The organism is Kitasatospora sp. NPDC101155 (assembly GCF_044768305.1).
Classification (GTDB): domain Bacteria; phylum Actinomycetota; class Actinomycetes; order Streptomycetales; family Streptomycetaceae; genus Kitasatospora.
The window spans coordinates 1-17,506 of sequence record NZ_JBIWPN010000045.1 but is presented as its reverse complement, the minus strand read 5'-3'; the positions used below and the strand labels follow the sequence as shown (position 1 = coordinate 17,506).

The 17,506-nt window shown below is 69.3% G+C and carries 17 protein-coding genes and 3 pseudogenes; 10 read left to right on the top strand and 10 right to left on the bottom strand.

All coding sequences use genetic code 11. The features are described 5' to 3' along the window. Positions 1–44 precede the first annotated feature (44 nt). Together ACIRYZ_RS37525 and ACIRYZ_RS37520 are read right to left on the bottom strand one after the other, a co-directional pair. On the bottom strand, positions 45–1,157 hold the full coding sequence (locus ACIRYZ_RS37525) for an integrase core domain-containing protein (RefSeq protein WP_402952919.1): 1,113 nt from the start codon (positions 1,155–1,157) through the stop codon (positions 45–47). A 215-nt stretch (positions 1,158–1,372) separates the two neighbouring features. Next, complete coding sequence (locus ACIRYZ_RS37520) at positions 1,373–2,314, bottom strand: helix-turn-helix domain-containing protein (protein WP_402952917.1); 942 nt, start codon at positions 2,312–2,314, stop codon at positions 1,373–1,375. A 250-nt stretch (positions 2,315–2,564) separates the two neighbouring features. Between ACIRYZ_RS37520 and ACIRYZ_RS37515 the strand changes: the two genes are divergently transcribed. The 4 genes and pseudogenes from ACIRYZ_RS37515 to ACIRYZ_RS37500 all read left to right on the top strand — a co-directional run. Then, positions 2,565–3,461, top strand: coding sequence for a hypothetical protein (locus ACIRYZ_RS37515; RefSeq protein WP_402952915.1), 897 nt, complete (start codon positions 2,565–2,567; stop codon positions 3,459–3,461). A 108-nt stretch (positions 3,462–3,569) separates the two neighbouring features. Further along, positions 3,570–3,797 carry a beta/gamma crystallin domain-containing protein gene (locus ACIRYZ_RS37510; RefSeq protein WP_402952985.1) on the top strand — a complete coding sequence of 76 codons (228 nt, stop codon included), beginning with the start codon at positions 3,570–3,572 and terminating at the stop codon, positions 3,795–3,797. A 379-nt stretch (positions 3,798–4,176) separates the two neighbouring features. Then, on the top strand, positions 4,177–4,524 hold the full coding sequence (locus tag ACIRYZ_RS37505) for a hypothetical protein (RefSeq protein ID WP_402952914.1): 348 nt from the start codon (positions 4,177–4,179) through the stop codon (positions 4,522–4,524). A gap of 236 nt (positions 4,525–4,760) precedes the next feature. After that, positions 4,761–5,339: pseudogene (locus ACIRYZ_RS37500) on the top strand (transposase domain-containing protein); the annotation flags it as partial. 302 nt (positions 5,340–5,641) lie between these two features. Here the strand turns inward: ACIRYZ_RS37500 and ACIRYZ_RS37495 are convergent. Next, on the bottom strand, positions 5,642–6,313 hold the full coding sequence (locus tag ACIRYZ_RS37495) for a response regulator (RefSeq protein WP_402952913.1): 672 nt from the start codon (positions 6,311–6,313) through the stop codon (positions 5,642–5,644). After that, the gene (locus ACIRYZ_RS37490; RefSeq protein ID WP_402952911.1) at positions 6,310–7,488 is read right to left on the bottom strand and encodes a sensor histidine kinase; all 1,179 of its coding nucleotides are present in this window, start codon (positions 7,486–7,488) and stop codon (positions 6,310–6,312) included. Before ACIRYZ_RS37490 ends, ACIRYZ_RS37495 begins: the two co-directional genes overlap by 4 nt. Positions 7,489–7,620: 132 nt before the next feature. Here ACIRYZ_RS37490 and ACIRYZ_RS37485 point away from each other — a divergent pair, with 132 nt between their 5' ends. Beyond that, complete coding sequence (locus tag ACIRYZ_RS37485; RefSeq protein WP_402952910.1) at positions 7,621–8,553, top strand: ATP-binding cassette domain-containing protein; 933 nt, start codon at positions 7,621–7,623, stop codon at positions 8,551–8,553. Then, complete coding sequence (locus ACIRYZ_RS37480; protein ID WP_402952909.1) at positions 8,550–9,416, top strand: hypothetical protein; 867 nt, start codon at positions 8,550–8,552, stop codon at positions 9,414–9,416. Before ACIRYZ_RS37485 ends, ACIRYZ_RS37480 begins: the two co-directional genes overlap by 4 nt. A 514-nt stretch (positions 9,417–9,930) precedes the next feature. Here the strand turns inward: ACIRYZ_RS37480 and ACIRYZ_RS37475 are convergent. Together ACIRYZ_RS37475 and ACIRYZ_RS37470 are read right to left on the bottom strand one after the other, a co-directional pair. Further along, complete coding sequence (locus tag ACIRYZ_RS37475) at positions 9,931–10,143, bottom strand: hypothetical protein (protein ID WP_402952907.1); 213 nt, start codon at positions 10,141–10,143, stop codon at positions 9,931–9,933. A 149-nt stretch (positions 10,144–10,292) separates the two neighbouring features. Further along, a pseudogene (locus ACIRYZ_RS37470) lies at positions 10,293–10,643 on the bottom strand (integrase); the annotation flags it as partial. 245 nt (positions 10,644–10,888) lie between these two features. On the opposite strand from ACIRYZ_RS37470, the gene ACIRYZ_RS37465 reads away from it, so the two are divergent. After that, entirely contained in the window at positions 10,889–11,488 is a 600-nt protein-coding gene (locus ACIRYZ_RS37465) for a 2'-5' RNA ligase family protein (protein ID WP_402952906.1), read from the top strand. Here ACIRYZ_RS37465 and ACIRYZ_RS37460 read toward each other — a convergent pair. The 4 genes from ACIRYZ_RS37460 to ACIRYZ_RS37445 all read right to left on the bottom strand — a co-directional run bounded on the left by ACIRYZ_RS37460 (position 11,485) and on the right by ACIRYZ_RS37445 (position 14,727). Beyond that, positions 11,485–11,808, bottom strand: a complete 324-nt coding sequence (locus tag ACIRYZ_RS37460; protein ID WP_402952904.1) for a DEAD/DEAH box helicase — start codon at positions 11,806–11,808, stop codon at positions 11,485–11,487. The genes ACIRYZ_RS37465 and ACIRYZ_RS37460 overlap by 4 nt on opposite strands. A gap of 43 nt (positions 11,809–11,851) precedes the next feature. Then, entirely contained in the window at positions 11,852–11,977 is a 126-nt protein-coding gene (locus ACIRYZ_RS37455; RefSeq protein ID WP_402952902.1) for a hypothetical protein, read from the bottom strand. Positions 11,978–12,328: 351 nt separating this feature from the next. Beyond that, positions 12,329–13,381 carry a S41 family peptidase gene (locus tag ACIRYZ_RS37450; protein ID WP_402952900.1) on the bottom strand — a complete coding sequence of 351 codons (1,053 nt, stop codon included), beginning with the start codon at positions 13,379–13,381 and terminating at the stop codon, positions 12,329–12,331. Between the two features lie 170 nt (positions 13,382–13,551). After that, positions 13,552–14,727, bottom strand: a complete 1,176-nt coding sequence (locus ACIRYZ_RS37445) for a HEAT repeat domain-containing protein (protein WP_402952899.1) — start codon at positions 14,725–14,727, stop codon at positions 13,552–13,554. A gap of 220 nt (positions 14,728–14,947) precedes the next feature. Between ACIRYZ_RS37445 and ACIRYZ_RS37440 the strand changes: the two genes are divergently transcribed. From ACIRYZ_RS37440 to ACIRYZ_RS37430, 3 genes and pseudogenes are all read left to right on the top strand, one after another. Beyond that, positions 14,948–15,820 carry a CAP domain-containing protein gene (locus tag ACIRYZ_RS37440; RefSeq protein ID WP_402952897.1) on the top strand — a complete coding sequence of 291 codons (873 nt, stop codon included), beginning with the start codon at positions 14,948–14,950 and terminating at the stop codon, positions 15,818–15,820. After that, positions 15,703–16,119, top strand: a pseudogene (locus ACIRYZ_RS37435) (trypsin-like serine protease); the annotation flags it as partial. The gene ACIRYZ_RS37440 and the pseudogene ACIRYZ_RS37435, both read left to right, overlap by 118 nt. A gap of 758 nt (positions 16,120–16,877) precedes the next feature. Beyond that, positions 16,878–17,237, top strand: a complete 360-nt coding sequence (locus ACIRYZ_RS37430) for a reverse transcriptase N-terminal domain-containing protein (RefSeq protein WP_402952895.1) — start codon at positions 16,878–16,880, stop codon at positions 17,235–17,237. The last annotated feature ends 269 nt before the right edge of the window (positions 17,238–17,506 follow it).

Here is a 17,506-nt window from a genome sequence, read left to right as displayed (position 1 = left end):
CGGGGAGCCGTCGGCGAACACCCTGAAGGGTGTCAAAACTCCAATCAGGCCGCTGAGCTGGGTGTTTCCCGCAGGCCATGGGGCGGCCTGATCGGGGTGGGGTGGTACTCGTTGAGGAGTCCGCCGAGTACTCGGTGGCGTCGGACTGCGGCCATGGGCAGGAGGATGACGTTGGGATCGTCGTCTGGTGCTCGTAGATCCAGGCCGCGGTGGGCTCGTCCGGCGTTGTAGTGCTCGACGTGCTCGGTGAGCACGGTGCGCAGGTGTCGTTCGCCGGTGATGAGGAGGCGGTCGGTGCATTCGGCGCGCGCCGTGCGGATCCACCGCTCCGCGAAGGCGTTCGAGCGCGGGCTCTGTGGTGGAGTCGGGACGACAGTTATGTCGTTGCCGGCGAGGACACCGTCGAACGCGGTGGTGAACTTCGCGTCCCGGTCGCGGATGAGGAACCGGAAGCACCCGGCCCTGTCTCCCAGGTCCATCAGCAGGTTCCGCGCAAGCTGGGCCACCCACGCTCCTGTGGGGTGGGCGGTGAGGCCGAGGATGTGGACGCGCCGGGTCTTGATCTCCATGACGAAGAAGACGTAGAGGCGCTTGAGGAAGACGGTGTCCACGTGCAGGAAGTCGCAGGCGAGAAGCGTGTGGGCCTGTGTGCGGATGAAGGTGCGCCAGGTCTGCCGGGAGGCTCGCTGTGGTGCGGGCGGCAGACCGAAGCGGCGCAGGATGCGGCGGATGGTGGCAGCGGCGACGCGGTGGCCGAGCCGTCGCGGCTCGCCCTGGATCCTGACGTACCCCCAGGTCGGATTCTCTGTGGCGAGGCGCCGGATGAGCGCGACGATCTGTTCGGGCAGCGGTGGCCGGCCGGACCTGCCTGGTGGCTGACGCCACTTCCAGCGCACCAGTCGTCGGTGCCAGCCCAGCAGCGTGCCCGGGGTGACCAGCCGGTGCCGGCGCAGGGCGGACGGCATATGGCGTGCGAGAGCGGAGAGTACGGCGCGGTCGGCCCACGACATCCGCGGCCGCCCGGCCTGTCGGCGCAGCACGGCGACCTCATGGCGCAAGGCGAGGATCTCGGCCTTGTTCTCAGCGGAGGAGCGTCCCAGGAGTGTCAGCCAGCCCGGCAGCCGACAGAAGATCAAGTACAGCAGCCGCAGACCCACAGTCAGTGATCATGCCCGGGACGCGGCTACCCGGAAAGCCGCTGGTCAGCCGTTGTACGGCAGTAAAGACACCCTTCAGGTGTCCAGCAGACACCTCATGATCACCGGGGCCGTACCTGCCTCCGCATCCAGCCCCGGGGCGACCACCACAGCCCCCGGGAAGGCCCGGACTCGCTGAAGCCGGGAATGCCGTACGGCCGCATCGCCGGGTGGGTTCAGCTCTCAGCTGGCCGGGGCGAGCGGGCGTACTGGGTGGGCGTCTGGCCGTAGCGCTTCTTGAAGGCCCGGATGAAGTGGCTGCGGTCCGCGAACTGCCAGTAGGCCGCCAGTTCAGAGACGCTCAGACGGTCGGAGCGCGCGGTGAGAGCGAGCCGGGCCTCTTCCAGTCGGCGGTCGCGGACGTAGCCGCTCACCGACTCTCCGGTCGCAGCGAACGCCCGATGCAGGGTGCGTAGGGAGACGTTGAGCTCGCGCGCCAGCATTGCCGGAGAAAGCTCGGGCTCGACGAGCCGGCTGTCGGCGAGGTTCTTCGCGGCCTGGGCGAGTGCGGGGGCCAGCCGGGGTTCCGCGTCGTCGAACCGGCGCATCGCCACCGCCTTGGCCAGCTCGATCAGGGTGTTGCGGGCGGCTTGCACGCCGGTCGGGCTGAGGTCGGGCATGGTGTCGTAAACCATGTTGGCGTGGGCCACCAGCAGGCGTACCTCCGGCGAGTCCGCCGGGCCGATGACGCCCCGGCCCCCGATCAGCGGGGTGAGCGTCGCGGCGGGCAGGACGACGATCTTGGCCGTGGTATGCGGTGCCGTCTGGAAGCGCGACGGCCGCCCGGCGTGCCGGAGGAGGAACTGCCCGGCCGCCACGGTGTGTTCGCCGTATTCAGGCGGGCCGTCCACCGTCCACGCGCCGCGCCGTACCACGTGCAGCCGCACCAAGTCCCCCATGCCGCCCGGGGTGAGCGCGGTCTGGACGGCCGACGCCCCGTCGATATCGGTGATCGCCACGTCGGCCACCCTGGTGGCGCGGACCGTGACGCGGGAGCCGATTGTGGCCGGGCTGTTCGTCGGCCGCGGGAAGCCGTCGCCGATATGTCTCTCCCACGCGCGCAGGAAGGCGTTGAATCCCCCCGGGACGGCGGTCTCCAGAAAGAACGCCCCGATCATCCCATCGGCCTCCGTTCCACTCCTGTCCAGCGCCGACCAGTCTGCACTAGCCGCTGCGCACTGCCCGACGGTGGCACTGATGTTCCATCAGAACGGCACTGTGGTTCACATCTTGTCATGTGCCGATCCTCGTAGGCTGCCGGATGCAGGGCAGCTCCGCGGACCGGTATTGACTTCGACCTCAGAGCGCCACGGACCCTGTTCAACCTGCGCAACCACCGCCCTCCCTCAGCAAGGAGCACGCCCGCCGATGAACGCACTGGCCGGATTACGACCCACCGTGAGCAGGGCCCGTATCACGGCGATCGCCGCCACCTTGCTGGCCACCAGCTGCTCCGCGGGCCTGGCCAGCGGTGCGGGGGATACGGCGCTGACCCCGCCGGTCGTCTCGGCTTCTGCGGCAGCGCCCGTCACCGGGTACGACGGGCTGATGGGGCTGCCGCTGTCTGCCTACGGCACCTCCGAGCAGGACGACGACCTGCTGTTCAGGGCAGAAAGGGCGGTGGTTGTTCGCTGCATGAGGAGCCGTGGGCATCAGGACTACTCGGGCCAGAACATGGTCCGGTCGTCTTTGGAGGACGAAGAGGACAGAGAGGCGGTGCGCCCGGCCGGCGCCTGGGGCTACATCGGCCGCGCAACCGCCAGGAACCAAGGGTTCCATCCAAGGACGCTACCTATGGGCGCCTCGACGGGCATGACCGCCGAGGCAGGAAAGGACTTCGAAGCCTGCTCGGCCGAGGCTGGCGAGCAACTGCCGGACCTGACAGGCACCGACGGCTGGAAGCTGACCCAGAGCCTGTTCGGCCAGTCATTCCAGCAGGCGGCCGCGGACCGGCGGGTGACCGCCGCACGCAAACGCTGGAGCGCCTGCATGACAGAAGCGGGCCACCCGGCCGAGGACCCTGAGAAACTGGCCGAGGGGTCCTGGAAAACGGCAAGGCCCACCGACGACGAGATCGCCGCAGCCACCGCCGCCGAGTCCTGCACCCGCTCGTCGGGCCTGGCGGCCGTCTTCTTCGCGGTACTGACCGGATACCAGCGGCAAATGGTGCCCGCCAACACCGACGCCCTGACTGCCTACCAGAAGCAGGTCCAGAAACAAATCGGCCGCGCCACGCACCTCCTGGCCGATTTCCCCGCAACCTGAGGCAAGCGCTCACCGTGGACTTCTGAACGACAAGGCGATGCGACGAGCAAGAAAAGGGAATCCCTATGTCCCGCATACTCAAAAGAACAGCCGCGGCCGCCGCCCTAGCTGTCGGCCTGCCCGCGACAAACGCGTCAGCAATCAACCTGGTCACATTCGGCACCTTCTGATTTCCTCAAGACCTGGACGCATGGCTACAGCAGGTCCCACTGCTTCGCAAATGCCGGCAGCGTCATTCGCCGCGCCACCAATGTCAATAGGATGGATTCCGGAATCAACACCGTGACAATCCACTTCGGTGACGGCACAGCAGGGCGGCCGTGGACCGGTGAGTGACCGTCGCGCGCAAACGCTGGAGCGCCTGCATGACAGAAGCGGGCCACCCGGCCGAGGACCCTGAGAAACCGGCCGCCGGGTCCTGGAAAACTGCAAAGCCCACCGACGACGAGATCCCGGCGTCACCGTCGCTGGGTCCCGCACAAGGTCGTCCGCCCTGCTCACAGTCTATTTCTCGCGGCATTGACCGGATACCAGCAACAACTGGTGGCAGCCAACGCCTCCTGCCCTGATCAGCTATCAGAGGCAGGTCCAGGAAGCAACCAGGTTGCGAGAACGAGCTTTCCTCGACCTGAGCCGGACCCTCGCCCATGGATTCCGGACGATGCCCCACCGCACCGTCCGGCCAACATGAGACACGAAAAGAAGGGGAATCCTCATGTCCCGCATACTCAAAAAAGCGGCCGTGGCCGTAGCGACGGCCGCCGTCATGGCCCTCGGCCTGCCCGCGACACAGGCGAACGCGATCAATCTAGTCGATTGCGGCAATCGTATCGACTTCCTCAAGGTTCATTACGGCTACGGCACGGAATACTGGGCGTGCTTCGCGAACGCCGGCTCCTACACCCAGTACTTCCGTTACACCACCCAGGTCGATGCCGGGAACAATAAAGTGCAAATCTGGGTTTACGACAACGGGAACCAATACTACAGGACCCTCCAAAAGTGGGAGTCTGTGTGGTGGTACTGCTGCACCGTGGACGTACAAAAGGTCAAAATCTTCTGACCAGAGGGGTGATCGGCCTGCAGCTGCGTCGGCCACCCATGCGGAGCCGTTACGCCCAAGGACCGTCGCCTCGAAGCAGGGCTGATGCGTCCTCACTCGGTGAGACGCGCTGAGCCAATGCCGCGTAGTTAAGCGGTTTCCGCCCTGGTCAAGAGGGCGCGGAAGCTTGCGTACGAGAACGGGACCTCCGGTAGAGCAGGGGATCGACCAAGATCTTCCAGCTGCCAGAGGTCCCGTTGACGTGTCAGTCTGCCATCACCACTCTCACTCGCACCACCACGGTCGCCAGCGGTGTCTTCGCCCCCGGACACCTTGGCGAGTCGACCCAGCACGTCCCATTCGAGCTGGTCGACGCCGTGCTCGAGGAGACCGGGACCGTTCAGCGACGGCTGCGGGTGCTGCCCTCCCGGGTCGGGATCTACTTCTCGCTGGCGCTCGGCATGTTCCCCGCCCTGGGGTACGCCAAGGTCTGGAGCAAGCTGGTCGCGGGGCTGGCCGGACTGCAGGTGCCCTCTCCTTCGGAGAAGGCCCTGCGCGACGTGCGGCGCCGTCTGGGGATCGCGCCGGTGAAGCGGCTGTTCGAGGTGCTGGCCGGACCACTTGCCCAGCCGGCCACCCCTGGAACGCGCTACCACGGACCTCGCACGGTCGCCTTCGACGGCTGCGTGTCGTTCGAGACCCCGGATGCCGAGCGCAACCGGGGCTGGCTGGGAAGAATCAAGTACCGTTCAGGGTGGGCCGGTTACCCCGCCATGATGCTGATGGCTCTGGTGGAGACCGGCACCCGCGGCCTGCTCGGCGCAGTCTTCGACCCCAACGACAAAGGCGATGGGCCGGACGGAGATCGCGAGGGACTCGCGGCCACGGGGGGCGGGTGTGGAAGGTCCCCGCCCCTACCGCTCCAGGTGTGGGCCGGCGCCGGCCGTGGACAGCGATCGGCAGCAGGACGACGTCCTGCCGATCGACAACGTCCCCATCGCGCACGGGCGCAGGATGTTCACCGGCAGCCGCCGGGTGCCGGTCGCCATGACGTACTGAGTGCCGCCGAACAGGCCATGGAGCCCTGATCCACTGTCGGTGGATCAGGGCCCCGCTTCCTTCTGTGTCCGAGTGGTCTTCAGTCGGACTGCGGGACGATCTTCGCCTCATGGGCTGCGATAGCGAGCTGCACCCGGTCGCGCGCGTCGAGTTTGGCGAGCAGCCTTGCCACATGGGTCTTGGTGGTGGCCAGGCTGATGTGCAGCTGGGCGGAGATCTCGCTGTTGGACATGCCGCGCCCGATCAGGGTCAGGACGTCGCGTTCGCGCTCGGTGATGCCCTTGATCCTCCGCCGTGGTTCGGCGGCCTGCGCCTGGTCGGTGAACCGCTCGATGAGGCGGCGCGTGACGCCCGGGGCGAGCAGGGCCTCACCGGCGGCGACGACACGGATCGCCGAGAGGATCTCGTCCAGCACCGTGTCCTTGACCAGGAATCCGCTGGCTCCGGCATACAGTGCGGCGTACACGTTCTCGTTGTCGTCGAACGTGGTGAGTATCACCACCCCCATCGCCCCGGGCCCCACCCCCGCGGTGTGGGCCTTGATCCGCCGGGTGGCCTCGATGCCGTCCATGACGGGCATGCGGATGTCCATCACCACGACGTCGGGGCGCAGTTCCTTGGCCAGTTGGACCGCCTCGGTTCCGGTGCCGGCCTCCCCTACGATCTCGATGTCCGGTGCGCTGGCGATGAGCAGCCGCAGTCCGGCGCGCACCAGCGGCTGGTCGTCGGCGAGTACGACACTGATCGTCATACCGGCAGCCTAGCTGCCACCCGGAACCCGCCCTCGGGCCTCGGTCCGGCGCTGAACTGGCCGTGCAGCAGGCTGACGCGCTCGCGCATCCCGGCGATGCCGAAGCCGGGCCCGGCGCTGCCGCCGCTCGCATTGCCGCGTCCGTCGTCGACGACCTCGATGTCGAGCCCGTCTGCCGCGTAGTCGAGTTGGATGCGGCAGGTGGCGGCGCTCGCATGCCGCAGAACGTTGGTCAGGGACTCCTGAATGATGCGGTAGGCGGACAGGTCGATCTCGACGGGAAGCCGGCGCTGCTCACCGCGCCACTGGACGGCGACTTCCACTCCGGCGTCCGAGGCCGTCGCGGCCAGCTTCTCGATGTCCGCGAGGCCCGGTGTGGGGGTCGTCTCCGGTTGCTCCGAGTCGGCTTCCCGCAGTGCGATCAGCATGCGGCGCAGTCCCGCCAGGGTCTCCCGGCTGGTGTTCTCGATGACGGTCAGGGACTCGCGGGCCCCGGCCGGTTCGATCTCGATGGCTCGGGCCGCCGCACCGGCGTGGATCGCGACGATGCCCACGCTGTGCGCGACCATGTCGTGCAACTCCCGGGCGATCCGCAGCCGTTCGGCCTGGACTGCCTGGGTGGCGGCCTGAGTGCGCAGGGTCTCGGCGTGGTCCTGCCGCAGCCGGATCCAGCTGCCGAGGATCCAGGCGATGAAGGTGATCACCACCTGGTAGGCCGGCGGATGCTTGAAGACGTTCAGCAGATCCGCGCCGGGCGTGTCGGCCATGTTAAGGATGCCCCAGGTGATCAGCACGCTGCCCCCGGCCGCGGCCGCGGTGCGCTGCGACTGGGTGACGGTGACGTAGAAGACCAGGACGGTCGCCGCCAGCAGGAGCGGCCAGGTCCTCCCCCCGTAGACCCACGCCCCGATCGCCTCGGCCAGCACGACTCCCAGCACCGGCACCGGTCGCCGGCTGGCCCAACCGATCGGCAGTGCCAGAACGACGGCCGCTGCCACCATGAGCAGGGGGGCGGCGAAGCCTTCGTGCCGCCCCAGGTGGAGCGAGCGCCCGTCCGCGGCGATCGTGGCGCTGAGCAGCACGATCGCGAACGCGGGGACCGCACACCAGCTCAGGGACGTCAGGGCGTCGGGCAACCGCCGCGGCAGTGCGGGGAACTTCGGAGCTTGGGTCACGCCGCGATGCTAACCGCGCGATGAACGGGTGACATCGCTCCCCGGGCATCATCCTTCCGACCGACGCGCCAGGGTCGCGGTCCGCTCTGGCGACCGATGTCGCGGGGCCCGAACCGCGACAGCATCCGATGCGTGATCGAAATCAACGAACTGACCAAGCGATACGGCGACGTCCTGGCGGTGGACGGCCTGACGTTCACCGTGCAGCCGGGCCGGGTGACCGGGTTCCTCGGCCCCAACGGCTCAGGCAAGAGCACGACCCTGCGCATGCTCCTGGGGCTGAACACGCCCACCAAGGGCACCGCGACCATCAATGGCCGCCGCTACCGCGACTTCGGTACCGGCATGCGCCACGTGGGCGCGCTGCTGGACGCCAACGACCTCCACAAGGGGCGCACCGCCAAGGCGCACCTGGCGGCGCTGGCCTGCAGCAACGACCTGCCGAAGCGCCGGGTCCAGGAGGCCCTGGAGGCGGTCGGTCTGGGCGGGGCGGGCCGACGGCGGATCGGCGGGTACTCCCTCGGGATGCGCCAACGCCTGGGCATCGCCACCGCGCTGCTCGGCGACCCGCCCGTCCTGATCTTCGACGAGCCGGTCAACGGCCTTGATCCGGAGGGCATCAGGTGGGCGCGTGAGCTGTTCCGGAGCCTGGCCGCTGAGGGGCGCACCGTCTTCGTCTCCAGCCACATGATGAGCGAGATGGCGAACACCGCCGACCACCTCATCGTGATCGGCGGCGGCAGGTTGATCGCCGACGAGCCCGCCGCGGACTTCGCTGCCCGCGCCACCACCGCCAGCGTCACCGTGCGCACTCCGGACCCGACCGCACTGACCGGGGTCCTGCGGGACGCGGGCGGCTCGGTGCTCTCCGAGGGCCCGGGTGTCCTGAGCGTCACCGGACTGACCGCGGCCCACATCAACGAACTCGCCTTCACCCACCACGTCCTGGTCCACGAAGTCACCGCCCACAGTGGAACGTTGGAAGACGCGTTCATGCAGCTGACCGCAGACCGTGTCCAGTACCGCGCCGCAGTCGCGTCCTCGGAGAGGAGTGAGGGCCGATGACCACCCTCGCAGCAGTGCCCACCACCAGGACCCAGCCTCCCGTCGGGTCACCCGCCCGCTGGCTCGACCTGTTCGGCGCGGAGTGGATCAAACTCTGGTCGTTGCGCTCGACCCTCATCGTGGTCACCGCCGGCCCCGTGGTGGCTGGCTTCTCCGCCTGGAAGGTGGCCACCACCGCGTACGACGCCTGGCCGGGTTACCCCGACTCGTTCAAGCAGATCTACGAGGCCGGGCATGACGCCCTCTTTCCTGTCTTGTTCGCCCTGCTCATGACCCTCGCCGGCGTGATCGGCGCCCAGACCGTGCTCGGCGAACTGGCCAGCGGTCTGATCCGCACCACCTTCATCGCCGTACCGAACCGCAGCCGGGTACTGCTCGCCAAGGCCGGCGTCGTGACCGCCGTGCTGACCGTCGTCGGCGTCGTGACCGCCGTACTGAGCTGGGCCATCACCCTGGCCGTCTACTCGGACCGGATCACCGCCTTCTCCTGGAGCAGCCACGGTGTCGGTCGGTTCATGCTGGCCACCGTGGTCGCGTTCCCGGTGTCCGGCCTGATCGGCATGGCCATCGCCTCGCTCATTCGCCACACTGCGGCCACCGTGTTCGCCCTCTTCATCTACTTCGTGGGCACGGCGCTGGCGCCGATTTCGTCCTTCGACACGCTCTTCCACACCGGCCAACTGTTCACCTTCGTGGGCAACAGCCTGCCCTTCTGGGGATGGATCTTCCTGACCACGATGGGCCCCACCGGGAACATCGTCGGCCACCACCCGTCCGCCACCCACGCATGGATCTCGTTCGGCGCGTGGGCAGTCGGCTCGGTCGCTGTGGTCGTGACGGCCTTCCGCTCCCGCGACGTCTGACGGCGGTCCTCCGGCTACCGTCGGGCTGGTGGGCGTGCCGGCAGCTCTGGAGCCCGCGGCGGACCTCGCGGACGAGCGAGGCTGTGAGTGCGACGGCCTCGGGGCAGGTCACGAGTTCAATCCGGTGCCCAGACTGGGTTCGGTCAACCGGGGAAGTGAAGCGGACGCTGGCAGCCCGCCCTGGCGGCCGCGATGACGGCTGCCTTGTCGGTACCGCGTTGTACGGTTCCCGCATTGGGCCGGACGGAGATCGCGAGGGACTCGCGGCTATGGGGGGCGGGTGTGGAAGGTCCCCGGCATCCAGCTCGGGACTGGAATGGGATCCATATCCCCGCCCCCCACACACACAGCACGCAGCCGCCTTCGGCGTTCGTGGATGGTTACAGGAAGTCTGGCCATCTGATGCCGACGAGCTCGTCCCGTGGGCCACGAAACGCCAGCTCCCGATGTCCTTCCGGTTCCGGCTATCGCGTCCCAGCTCACGACCTGGCTACCCGGGACAGCGCGTCTGCGCTCAGTTACTCGGCCGGTCGATCTTGTCGGCGAGTTCGCGCGCGTAGGCGTCGATGTAGGCGGCGATCGGCCGCAGCTCCCAGGGGCGGTCATTGCGGCGCCGGTAGCGGGTTTCGGCGATCGACCTGAGGAGCCTGCTGCGGGAGGGGTGCGCCGTGGCCCGTGCCTGCCGGACGACGGGGGCTTGATGGGGGTGGCCCTGGGTAACGTCCATCCAGATCAGGACGGCGGCCGTGTCGCGGCGGACGGCGTCGTCGAAGCGTCGGCCGGTGCGTTCCGGCAGGTGCTCGCTCAGGCGGTGCCAGTCGGTCTCGGGCAGCGACCAGGTGGGAGGGCGGTTGCGTCCAGGGAAGTGGTGGCGTCCAGGACCAGGGCACGGATCGTCCGGACGGTGGGCGGGCGCCCGCGACGCTTCGGTGTGCAGGTTGCGGCATGGCGCCGCTTGAGCAGGTCGCGGTGCCACCGCAGGACCGTGTCCGGGCGAACCAGCAACACAAGGCGCCGCAGCCTGTCGGTGGGGAGGTGGTGGAGCAGCCCCGCGAGGACCGCGCGGTCCGTGTCGGTGAACACCGGCTTCGCGGCCTGGCGCTGCAAAACCAGCAGTTGGTGCCGCAGCGCCAGGATCTCGATGTCCTTCTCCCTGCTGCCCATCGGCAGCAGCCGCAGCAGCGCGAAGGTGTTGGTCATGGCGAGGTAGGCCAGGCGCAGCAGCACAACAGATCATCAGGCCGTCCGTGCTGCCCCGCGGGGAAGACAACCATGAGACCGACAGCCGCGACCCGCGGCCAGGTGACAAGGCTGCGACCAGGCCGGATGATTTATCGGCAACCACAGTCCGCGTCGGTCAGGGCGTGCCACACCTTCTCCGCAGTGCTCGCGATGTAGGTGACACAGGCGAATGACGGTTCGGTGCTGCTGCCCATGATGTGCTCCGCTCGCTCGTTCTCCACCATGGCAGTGTGGACGGAAACCCGGTGTACGGCGGGGCCGAGCCGGTCGGCGCGCTCGAGGTGGCGCCGACGGCCCGGACGGCGGTGGCGTGGCTGCCGCCGCAGGAGCTCTGGTCGGCGATCCAGGACATCCGCTGGGAGCATGATCCGCAGGTACGGCGGTGGCCGCCGCATGTGAACCTGCTGTTCGGCTTCGTGCCGGAGGAGGAGTTCGCGCGGGCGGTGCCGCTGCTCGCCGCCGGAGCGGCGGAGAGCGCGGCGTTCGCCGCGCGTCTGGCCGGCGTGCGGTACTTCCGGCACCGGCATTACGCCACCGTGTGGCTCGACCCGGCCGCGGCGGGCCCGGCGCCGTGGGCCTGTCTCCACCGGGCGCTGGAGCAACGGTTCCCGCTCTGCCGCGGGCGCGGCGGCCGTTTCATCCCGCATCTGTCCCTCGGCCGCACACAGGACCCGCGGCAGCTGGCCGCCGAGTGCGCCGCCCGGCTCGGCACACTGTCGGCGGTGGTCGAGGAGGTGGTCTTGCTCTCCCGGCGCGGCGACGAACCGATGCGGCCCCGGGCCGCGATCGCGTTGGGCACGGGCGAGGTCCGTCAACTGCCGGATTGCTAGCGGCGGGAGGCCGCGACCATCGGCCCGCGCGGCCAGGCGCGGTCGCCGAGCCGGGTCAGCAGGGCCGGGGTGGCGGTGAAGCACAGCCGGCGCTTCGCCGGGACCTGGGCGTCGACGTGGACGGCCGCCCACGCCTTCCCTTTGGCGTCGGCGGTCCGGTGGGCCTCGTCGATGACGACGAGGTCCCAGGCAGGCAGGCCGCACAGCCGGTGGGCCTGGATGATGCGCTCCAGCGAGGCGTAGGTGGCGTACACGGTGACCGGCTCGCCCGCCTTCTCCTTGGCGACCAGGTCGGCGATCCGCGGGGCCTGCGTGGTCACGGCCGCCTCGATCCGGCCTCCGGCCGCCGCGCTCTCCAGCGCCTCATCCCCGCGAGCAGGCCGCGACCGCCAGCCCGCGGCGGCCGCCCCGCAGCGACCAGGCCTCGGCGGTCTGCTCCAGCAGCTCGATCGTCGCCAGGGCGTCAACAGTGATGATGAGGAACTTCATCCCCTCATCGATGCCCACGACGACGGAGTCGTCTCAGGCACACCCATCGATAGCTGCAGTCCCGGTGGGAGATCCGGACTTCAGCCATGCCAACCTCGGTGCTGGCGCGTTCCGACAGAGCGCGGTCCCCGGGGTGGACGAGGTCAGCGAAGCTCTGCTGGCGCAGCATCGCCCGGGGCGGGGGGGCGGCGGGCATCAGTGTGCCGCCACGCAGGCCCGTGGCAGGGACAGCGCGGATCACCTGTTCGTGGCGGTCGGCCTGAGGTCCTGGTTCCTGGCTCAGGGTGTCTCGGCCGACTTCGCCTACCCGCAGCCCGCAGGTTCGGCAGTCCTTGCGGGGACGCGCTTGGCCTACCCCGCCTGACTTCCCCGGCCCCGCTGGCAGCCCGGCTGCTGGTGAAGCCACGCCCGGGCGGCCGCCAGCACCCGGTCCTGGTCGCCACCCACGGCTGCGGTGGGCTCGTTCTGGACCTCCTCGTCAGGCGGGATCGGGCCGTCGTACGTGCGGCTGGTGCGGTCGACGTCATCGGCGGTGGTGAGCACCAGGGTCGCTCCGTCGGACAGGTGGAGGACCACGTTCCCGGTGGGAACGCCGTAGGTCGGCTCACCGAAGGAGCGGGTGTCGGGACGGCCACGGAAGGCGACCGCGACCGCCTCGCCGGAACTGCCGGTCCGGTGACTGGTCAGTACGGCGACAGGCGGGGCGCTGCGGGCGATCGGTTCGCTGTCCGCCCAGCCCGCGGGCTTGCCGTCCGTGTACGCGTTGCCGTGCTGGATCGACCACGTCGAGCGGTTGCCGTCGGCGTCCACGAAGCTGCCCACCGGCCCATCGCCCAGGACTGGCCCCAGGACGGCCGGCATCGGCCACAGATACCCGCCGCGATCGGCGCGCAGGTCCACGATCCAGCCGCAGGCGCCGGCGCCGTTGGCCGTCGCAACTGCCGCGCGGCCCTGTCGCACGTACGCGTCGTAGTGCCGGGTCCCCTGTACCTGAGGCAGCGACACGTAAGCGATGCCGTCGTCCAGTGCGCTGCCCGTCAGGCCGTCGAACGAGAGCGTGGTGGTTCCGTAGCTCGCCCCGGCCTGTTGCGGGCTGACGAAGACGCTGTGGCCGTCGCCCAGGAAGTTCAGCGCCGAGGCGATGACCCCGTAGGTGTCGGCCGCTGTCCGTGCGCCGTGCGCCTGGTTCAGCGCCCGCCGCCGCAGCTGGGCCCAGTTCACCTGGTGGCGGAGGACTGAGTGCTGCTCCATCAGGTCCAGAGCCGTCGTCAGGTAGGTCCGGGCCTCGGGCGACATGCCGTCGTCCGGGGCCTCTGACAGCTCGCTCGCGGACCCAACCGCCGTCAACAGAACCCCCAGCGCCGCCACGAAGGCAGCGAGGCGCAGCGAGCGATTCCGTGCCATGCGTTCCCCCAGCATGCCGTGCGGCCCCGCGGGGCATGCACCACTGTAGGACCGGGGAGGGGATACGCGGAGTGTTTGTTCAAAAGGCGCCGGTCAGACAGCGGCACGACGCTACTCGTGCAGTTGCCCCTGGGACACCGCCGCCGGGCGCCTCATCAGCGCCTCAGGGTCTACTCCCCCGTGGTCTGCGCAAGGGCTCGAAGCTGCCCGCGCTCCGTCGGGAGCCCGGCTTCACGCAGCCAGACATCCCGGTTGGCGATAGACCCCCAACACGACTTCTGTTCCACCAAGGCAGCCAGGAAGGCGCTCTGCTCCCGCGTCAGGGCGGCTCCCGCCGCGTAGGGCTCGGGGAAAGCGCAAGCGAGCAGCGGGCCCCAGTCCCGGTCGACGGTGTACTGGCTGCACAGTGGGATGAGGGCGAGCGCGGCGGGCAGGACCTGCTCGAAGCCCTCGGCGCGCTCGAGCAGTCCGTGCAGCACGGTGAAGCGGAACCGGCCGTCGGTCTGCGGCAACGGCTCGTCGAACCAGCTGTCCACCGCCACGGGGTCGGCAAGCGCAGTCAGCAGGACGCCGGCCGCCGAGGGGTCAGTGGTGCCGAGCGCGGCGCATGTGCGGACGACCGGGTCCTCATCGGTGAGCAGCATCGCGGTGTCCCGTCCCCAGTGGGCCAGGGTGAGCAGCGCGCCCGCGCGCTCTCGGCGTTCTCCCCGGCCACGGACGATGCGCTCCAAACGGTCGGCCGCAGCGGGTATCCGATCGGCAAGGTCGTCGGCCGCGAGTAGATGTGTCACTGCGCCGAGTGCCGTCTCCCGGACCGTGTCGTCCGGGTCATCCAGAAACGGGGCGATGGCGTCGAAGATACGTGGTCGGACAGCCCGGCTCGCACGCACGGCTTCCGCTGCCTCGATCTCTTCCGCGTCCTGCGGGTCGGCGAGAGCCTCGTCGTCCCAGGCTGCGGACTCGGCGAACTGACCGAGCCATTCCAGCAGCGCCGCCCTGAGCGGCCGCCTGCGGTCGTCCCATGGGAAGAAGCTCTCGTGAACGGCCAGTGTGCGCGGGTGCGGGAGAATCCCGGCGATGAACAGGGCCGCGGGCGCGGTCGCAGAGTAGAGCGAGCCCTGGTGGAGAACCGACATCTCCAACCGGCCCAGCGACGCGGCCTGGACCTCAGGATTCTCCTCCAACAGCCCGAGCAGGTCGTCCGCAGTGGTCTCGGCCGGGCCGTAGGCATGGGCGAGCGCTGGCCAATCGGTGCTACGAAGCACCGCAGCCGGGTCCAGGCTCGCCGTAACGGAGATCTCGTGTGAGGACATGATCCGTATCCTGCCCCCCACCTCGACCGTCACCCCGCACCGGCCTGCCGCCGGTCCGGCCCGAAGGCGGGTGCGGATGGGAGAGCATTCGAGTGGCGAGGATCACGATCTCCTCAGTAGGTGTTATCTCCGCCGAGCCTGCCGGTCTCCTGTGATGTCGGCGCAAGAGGCGCCGGCCGGTCGGGATGGCGCGCGTGGTGGTACGGCCGCGCAGTCGCTCCGAGCGGCCAGGAGAACCCAGGGAGCCTGTTCCATGCAGTCTGTTCGTCCAAGGCAGATGATCGCCGCGGTCTTGGCCGCCGGTGTCATAGGTGCCGCGCTGAGCGCGTGCGGTCCGCAGAACGGCGGGTCCGTCACGGACACGGCAGGTGCCGCCCCGGCCAAGGCGGCGGCGACCGGTGGCGACTCCTCGCCGTCCGCGGCCGACTCCTCCCCGTCGACGTCCGCCTCCGCGACCAGCCGGGAGACAACGCCGCCTGCGGCTCCGCCCGCACCGACCGCCCCGGCGGCCACCAAGGGCCCCTCCAACCCGGCCACGGCGAAGACTTCAGCCCAACCCCCAGGCCAGAACCGGACCCAGGTTCCGACCCAGGTCCAGCCCCGGACTTCGACCGGGGCGCCGGCCAAGGCCCAGCCGAACGCGGACAGCGCGGCGTCGGGCGGGACTCCGGCGAACCCCGGTCGCACGACATCCGCCCAGGCCCCGGCGAACCCCGACACCACCGGGTCGGGCCGGACCGCGGGCAGCGCCGAGGCGCTCTCGTTGAAGCTGATCAACGAGGAGCGTGCCCGCAACGGTGTCCCGGCCCTCGTCGTCAAGGACGACCTGACGGAGTTCGCCGCGGACTGGGCCCGCCACATGCGCGAGACCGGGTTCGCCCACTCGGAGAACGCCTCCGGTGCCGGGCCCAGCCTCACCGGCAGCCGGACGCTGACCGGAGAGTGCATCGTGATGTGGGGTGACGCCTCGCTCACCGGGGAACAAGCCGCCGAGCAGTTCCAGAAGATGTGGACCGAATCCCCGGGGCACCACGCCGCTCAGATCAACCCCCGCTACACGCAGATCGGCGTCGGCCTCTACCACGACTCCAGCGGCTGGTGGGGCGTGCACGAGTTCGCAGGCTGACACGGGCTCGCTGGTGTCGATCCTGGGCCGATCCACCATGCCCTGGCCACGCCACCGTCGGCACCACCGCGCCGGCCGCCGCCGAGAACCTGCGCGTGGCCGGCTACGGCCGCACCGCCACCGACTGGGTCCCCACCAAGGTCCACACCACGACCCACACCGTCGGCGCCGTCGCCGCCACCACCATCGACACCGCCCCCGCAGACGGCCAGGCCGCAATCTGCCAGGGCGACGCCGGCGCCCCGTTGCTGCGCGACAAGAACGGCACCACCGAACTCGCCGCGATCGCGTCCCGCTCCTGGCAGGGCGGCGTCTCGATCAGCGAGCGGCCTGCCGAGGCAGATGATCGCGCGGTTCCGGGCCACTGGGAAGGAGACCGTGCGACACGAAGTTGCACGAGTTTGAGTGGACTGGCCGATTGGAGGGGCGGCTGATGAGGCCGTAGGTGCAGTCACGGGTCCGTGTCCGTATGACCCGTCCCCGCCCTTGACGTGCGACGACGGTAACGGCGTGGTGCGAAGCTCGGGGGAAAGCCCAAGGACTTCCGTTCCATCCGGGAGTTACCGGCAAGGGGAAGACCGGACGGGTGAACGCAAGTGAACTCTCGTTGATGCCTCGTGATCCCAAGCCCCGCCGATGGAAGGCACCAGCGGGGTGCATGGCTGGCCGCTGAGAAGCGGCAGGCGCTGGCCGGTAGAGGTCACTCCGGCCAGGTGGACACCGCCGCCTCGGGGTAAAGAGAGCACCCACCCCGGTCGTATCTCACTCGTGTGGAACGTGGAAACCCCGTTGGGGTCCGAGCCTGCGTGGCTCGGTCGGCCGACCGTGAGGAAGGCTCAACTCCCCAGCGGGAACAGGATGGCCCAAGAAGCGAACGCCGGAAGCCGAAAGGAAACGGGAACCCGGGGCAGCATGATCGGCCTCTCCGCCGGTCGCCCCGCACAACCGTCCGGATACAGGCTGCTGCCTGGACCCGAAAGGGTGCTGACGTGGGCCGGGTGAGCCTGTGCGGACTCACTGGACAACGACGACGGAACCGAGGGACAAGTTGGACACCATGACGGATGCGGACGGAGCGGTCTCGGCCGTCCCGGCCGCCGCCGCGACGGTGAACGGACCCGAGGGCGAACATCCGGACTGGACGTCGACCGACTGGTGCCGGGCCGAGGAGGACGTACGGCGTCTGCGGCAGAGGATCTTCACGGCATCGCAGGCAGGGGACCTCAAGAAGGTTCGCAACTTGCAGAAGCTGATGCTCCGGTCCCGTTCGAACACGCTCCTGAGCGTGCGCCGGGTCACGGAGATCAACGCTGGACGCGCGACGGCGGGAGTCGACGGGAAGGTGGTACTGCTTCCCCAGTCGAAGGCCGCGCTGGCCCACTGGGTCCAGCACCACAGCGTCTCACCGTCAACCTGACTACACCACAGTCGAGTTGAAGCGATCGCCAGCTACGAAAATCTTGTAAGAGCCGTTCTTTTTACAGGCCCGGACTCTCGGACCGCTCGCCGGCAGCGAGGTTCGGATCGCCGGCCTGTTCGGCGGCGGCCTCCACTCCACCACCGAGCCCGACAGGACTGTCCGTGTCACGCACTGGCCGCAGAACCCTTCGGGGCTTGACAGTAAAGCTGTAACACTCGCGATGACAGAGAAGCGACCCGCTGGTAACAAGACCTCCACGCCCCGCC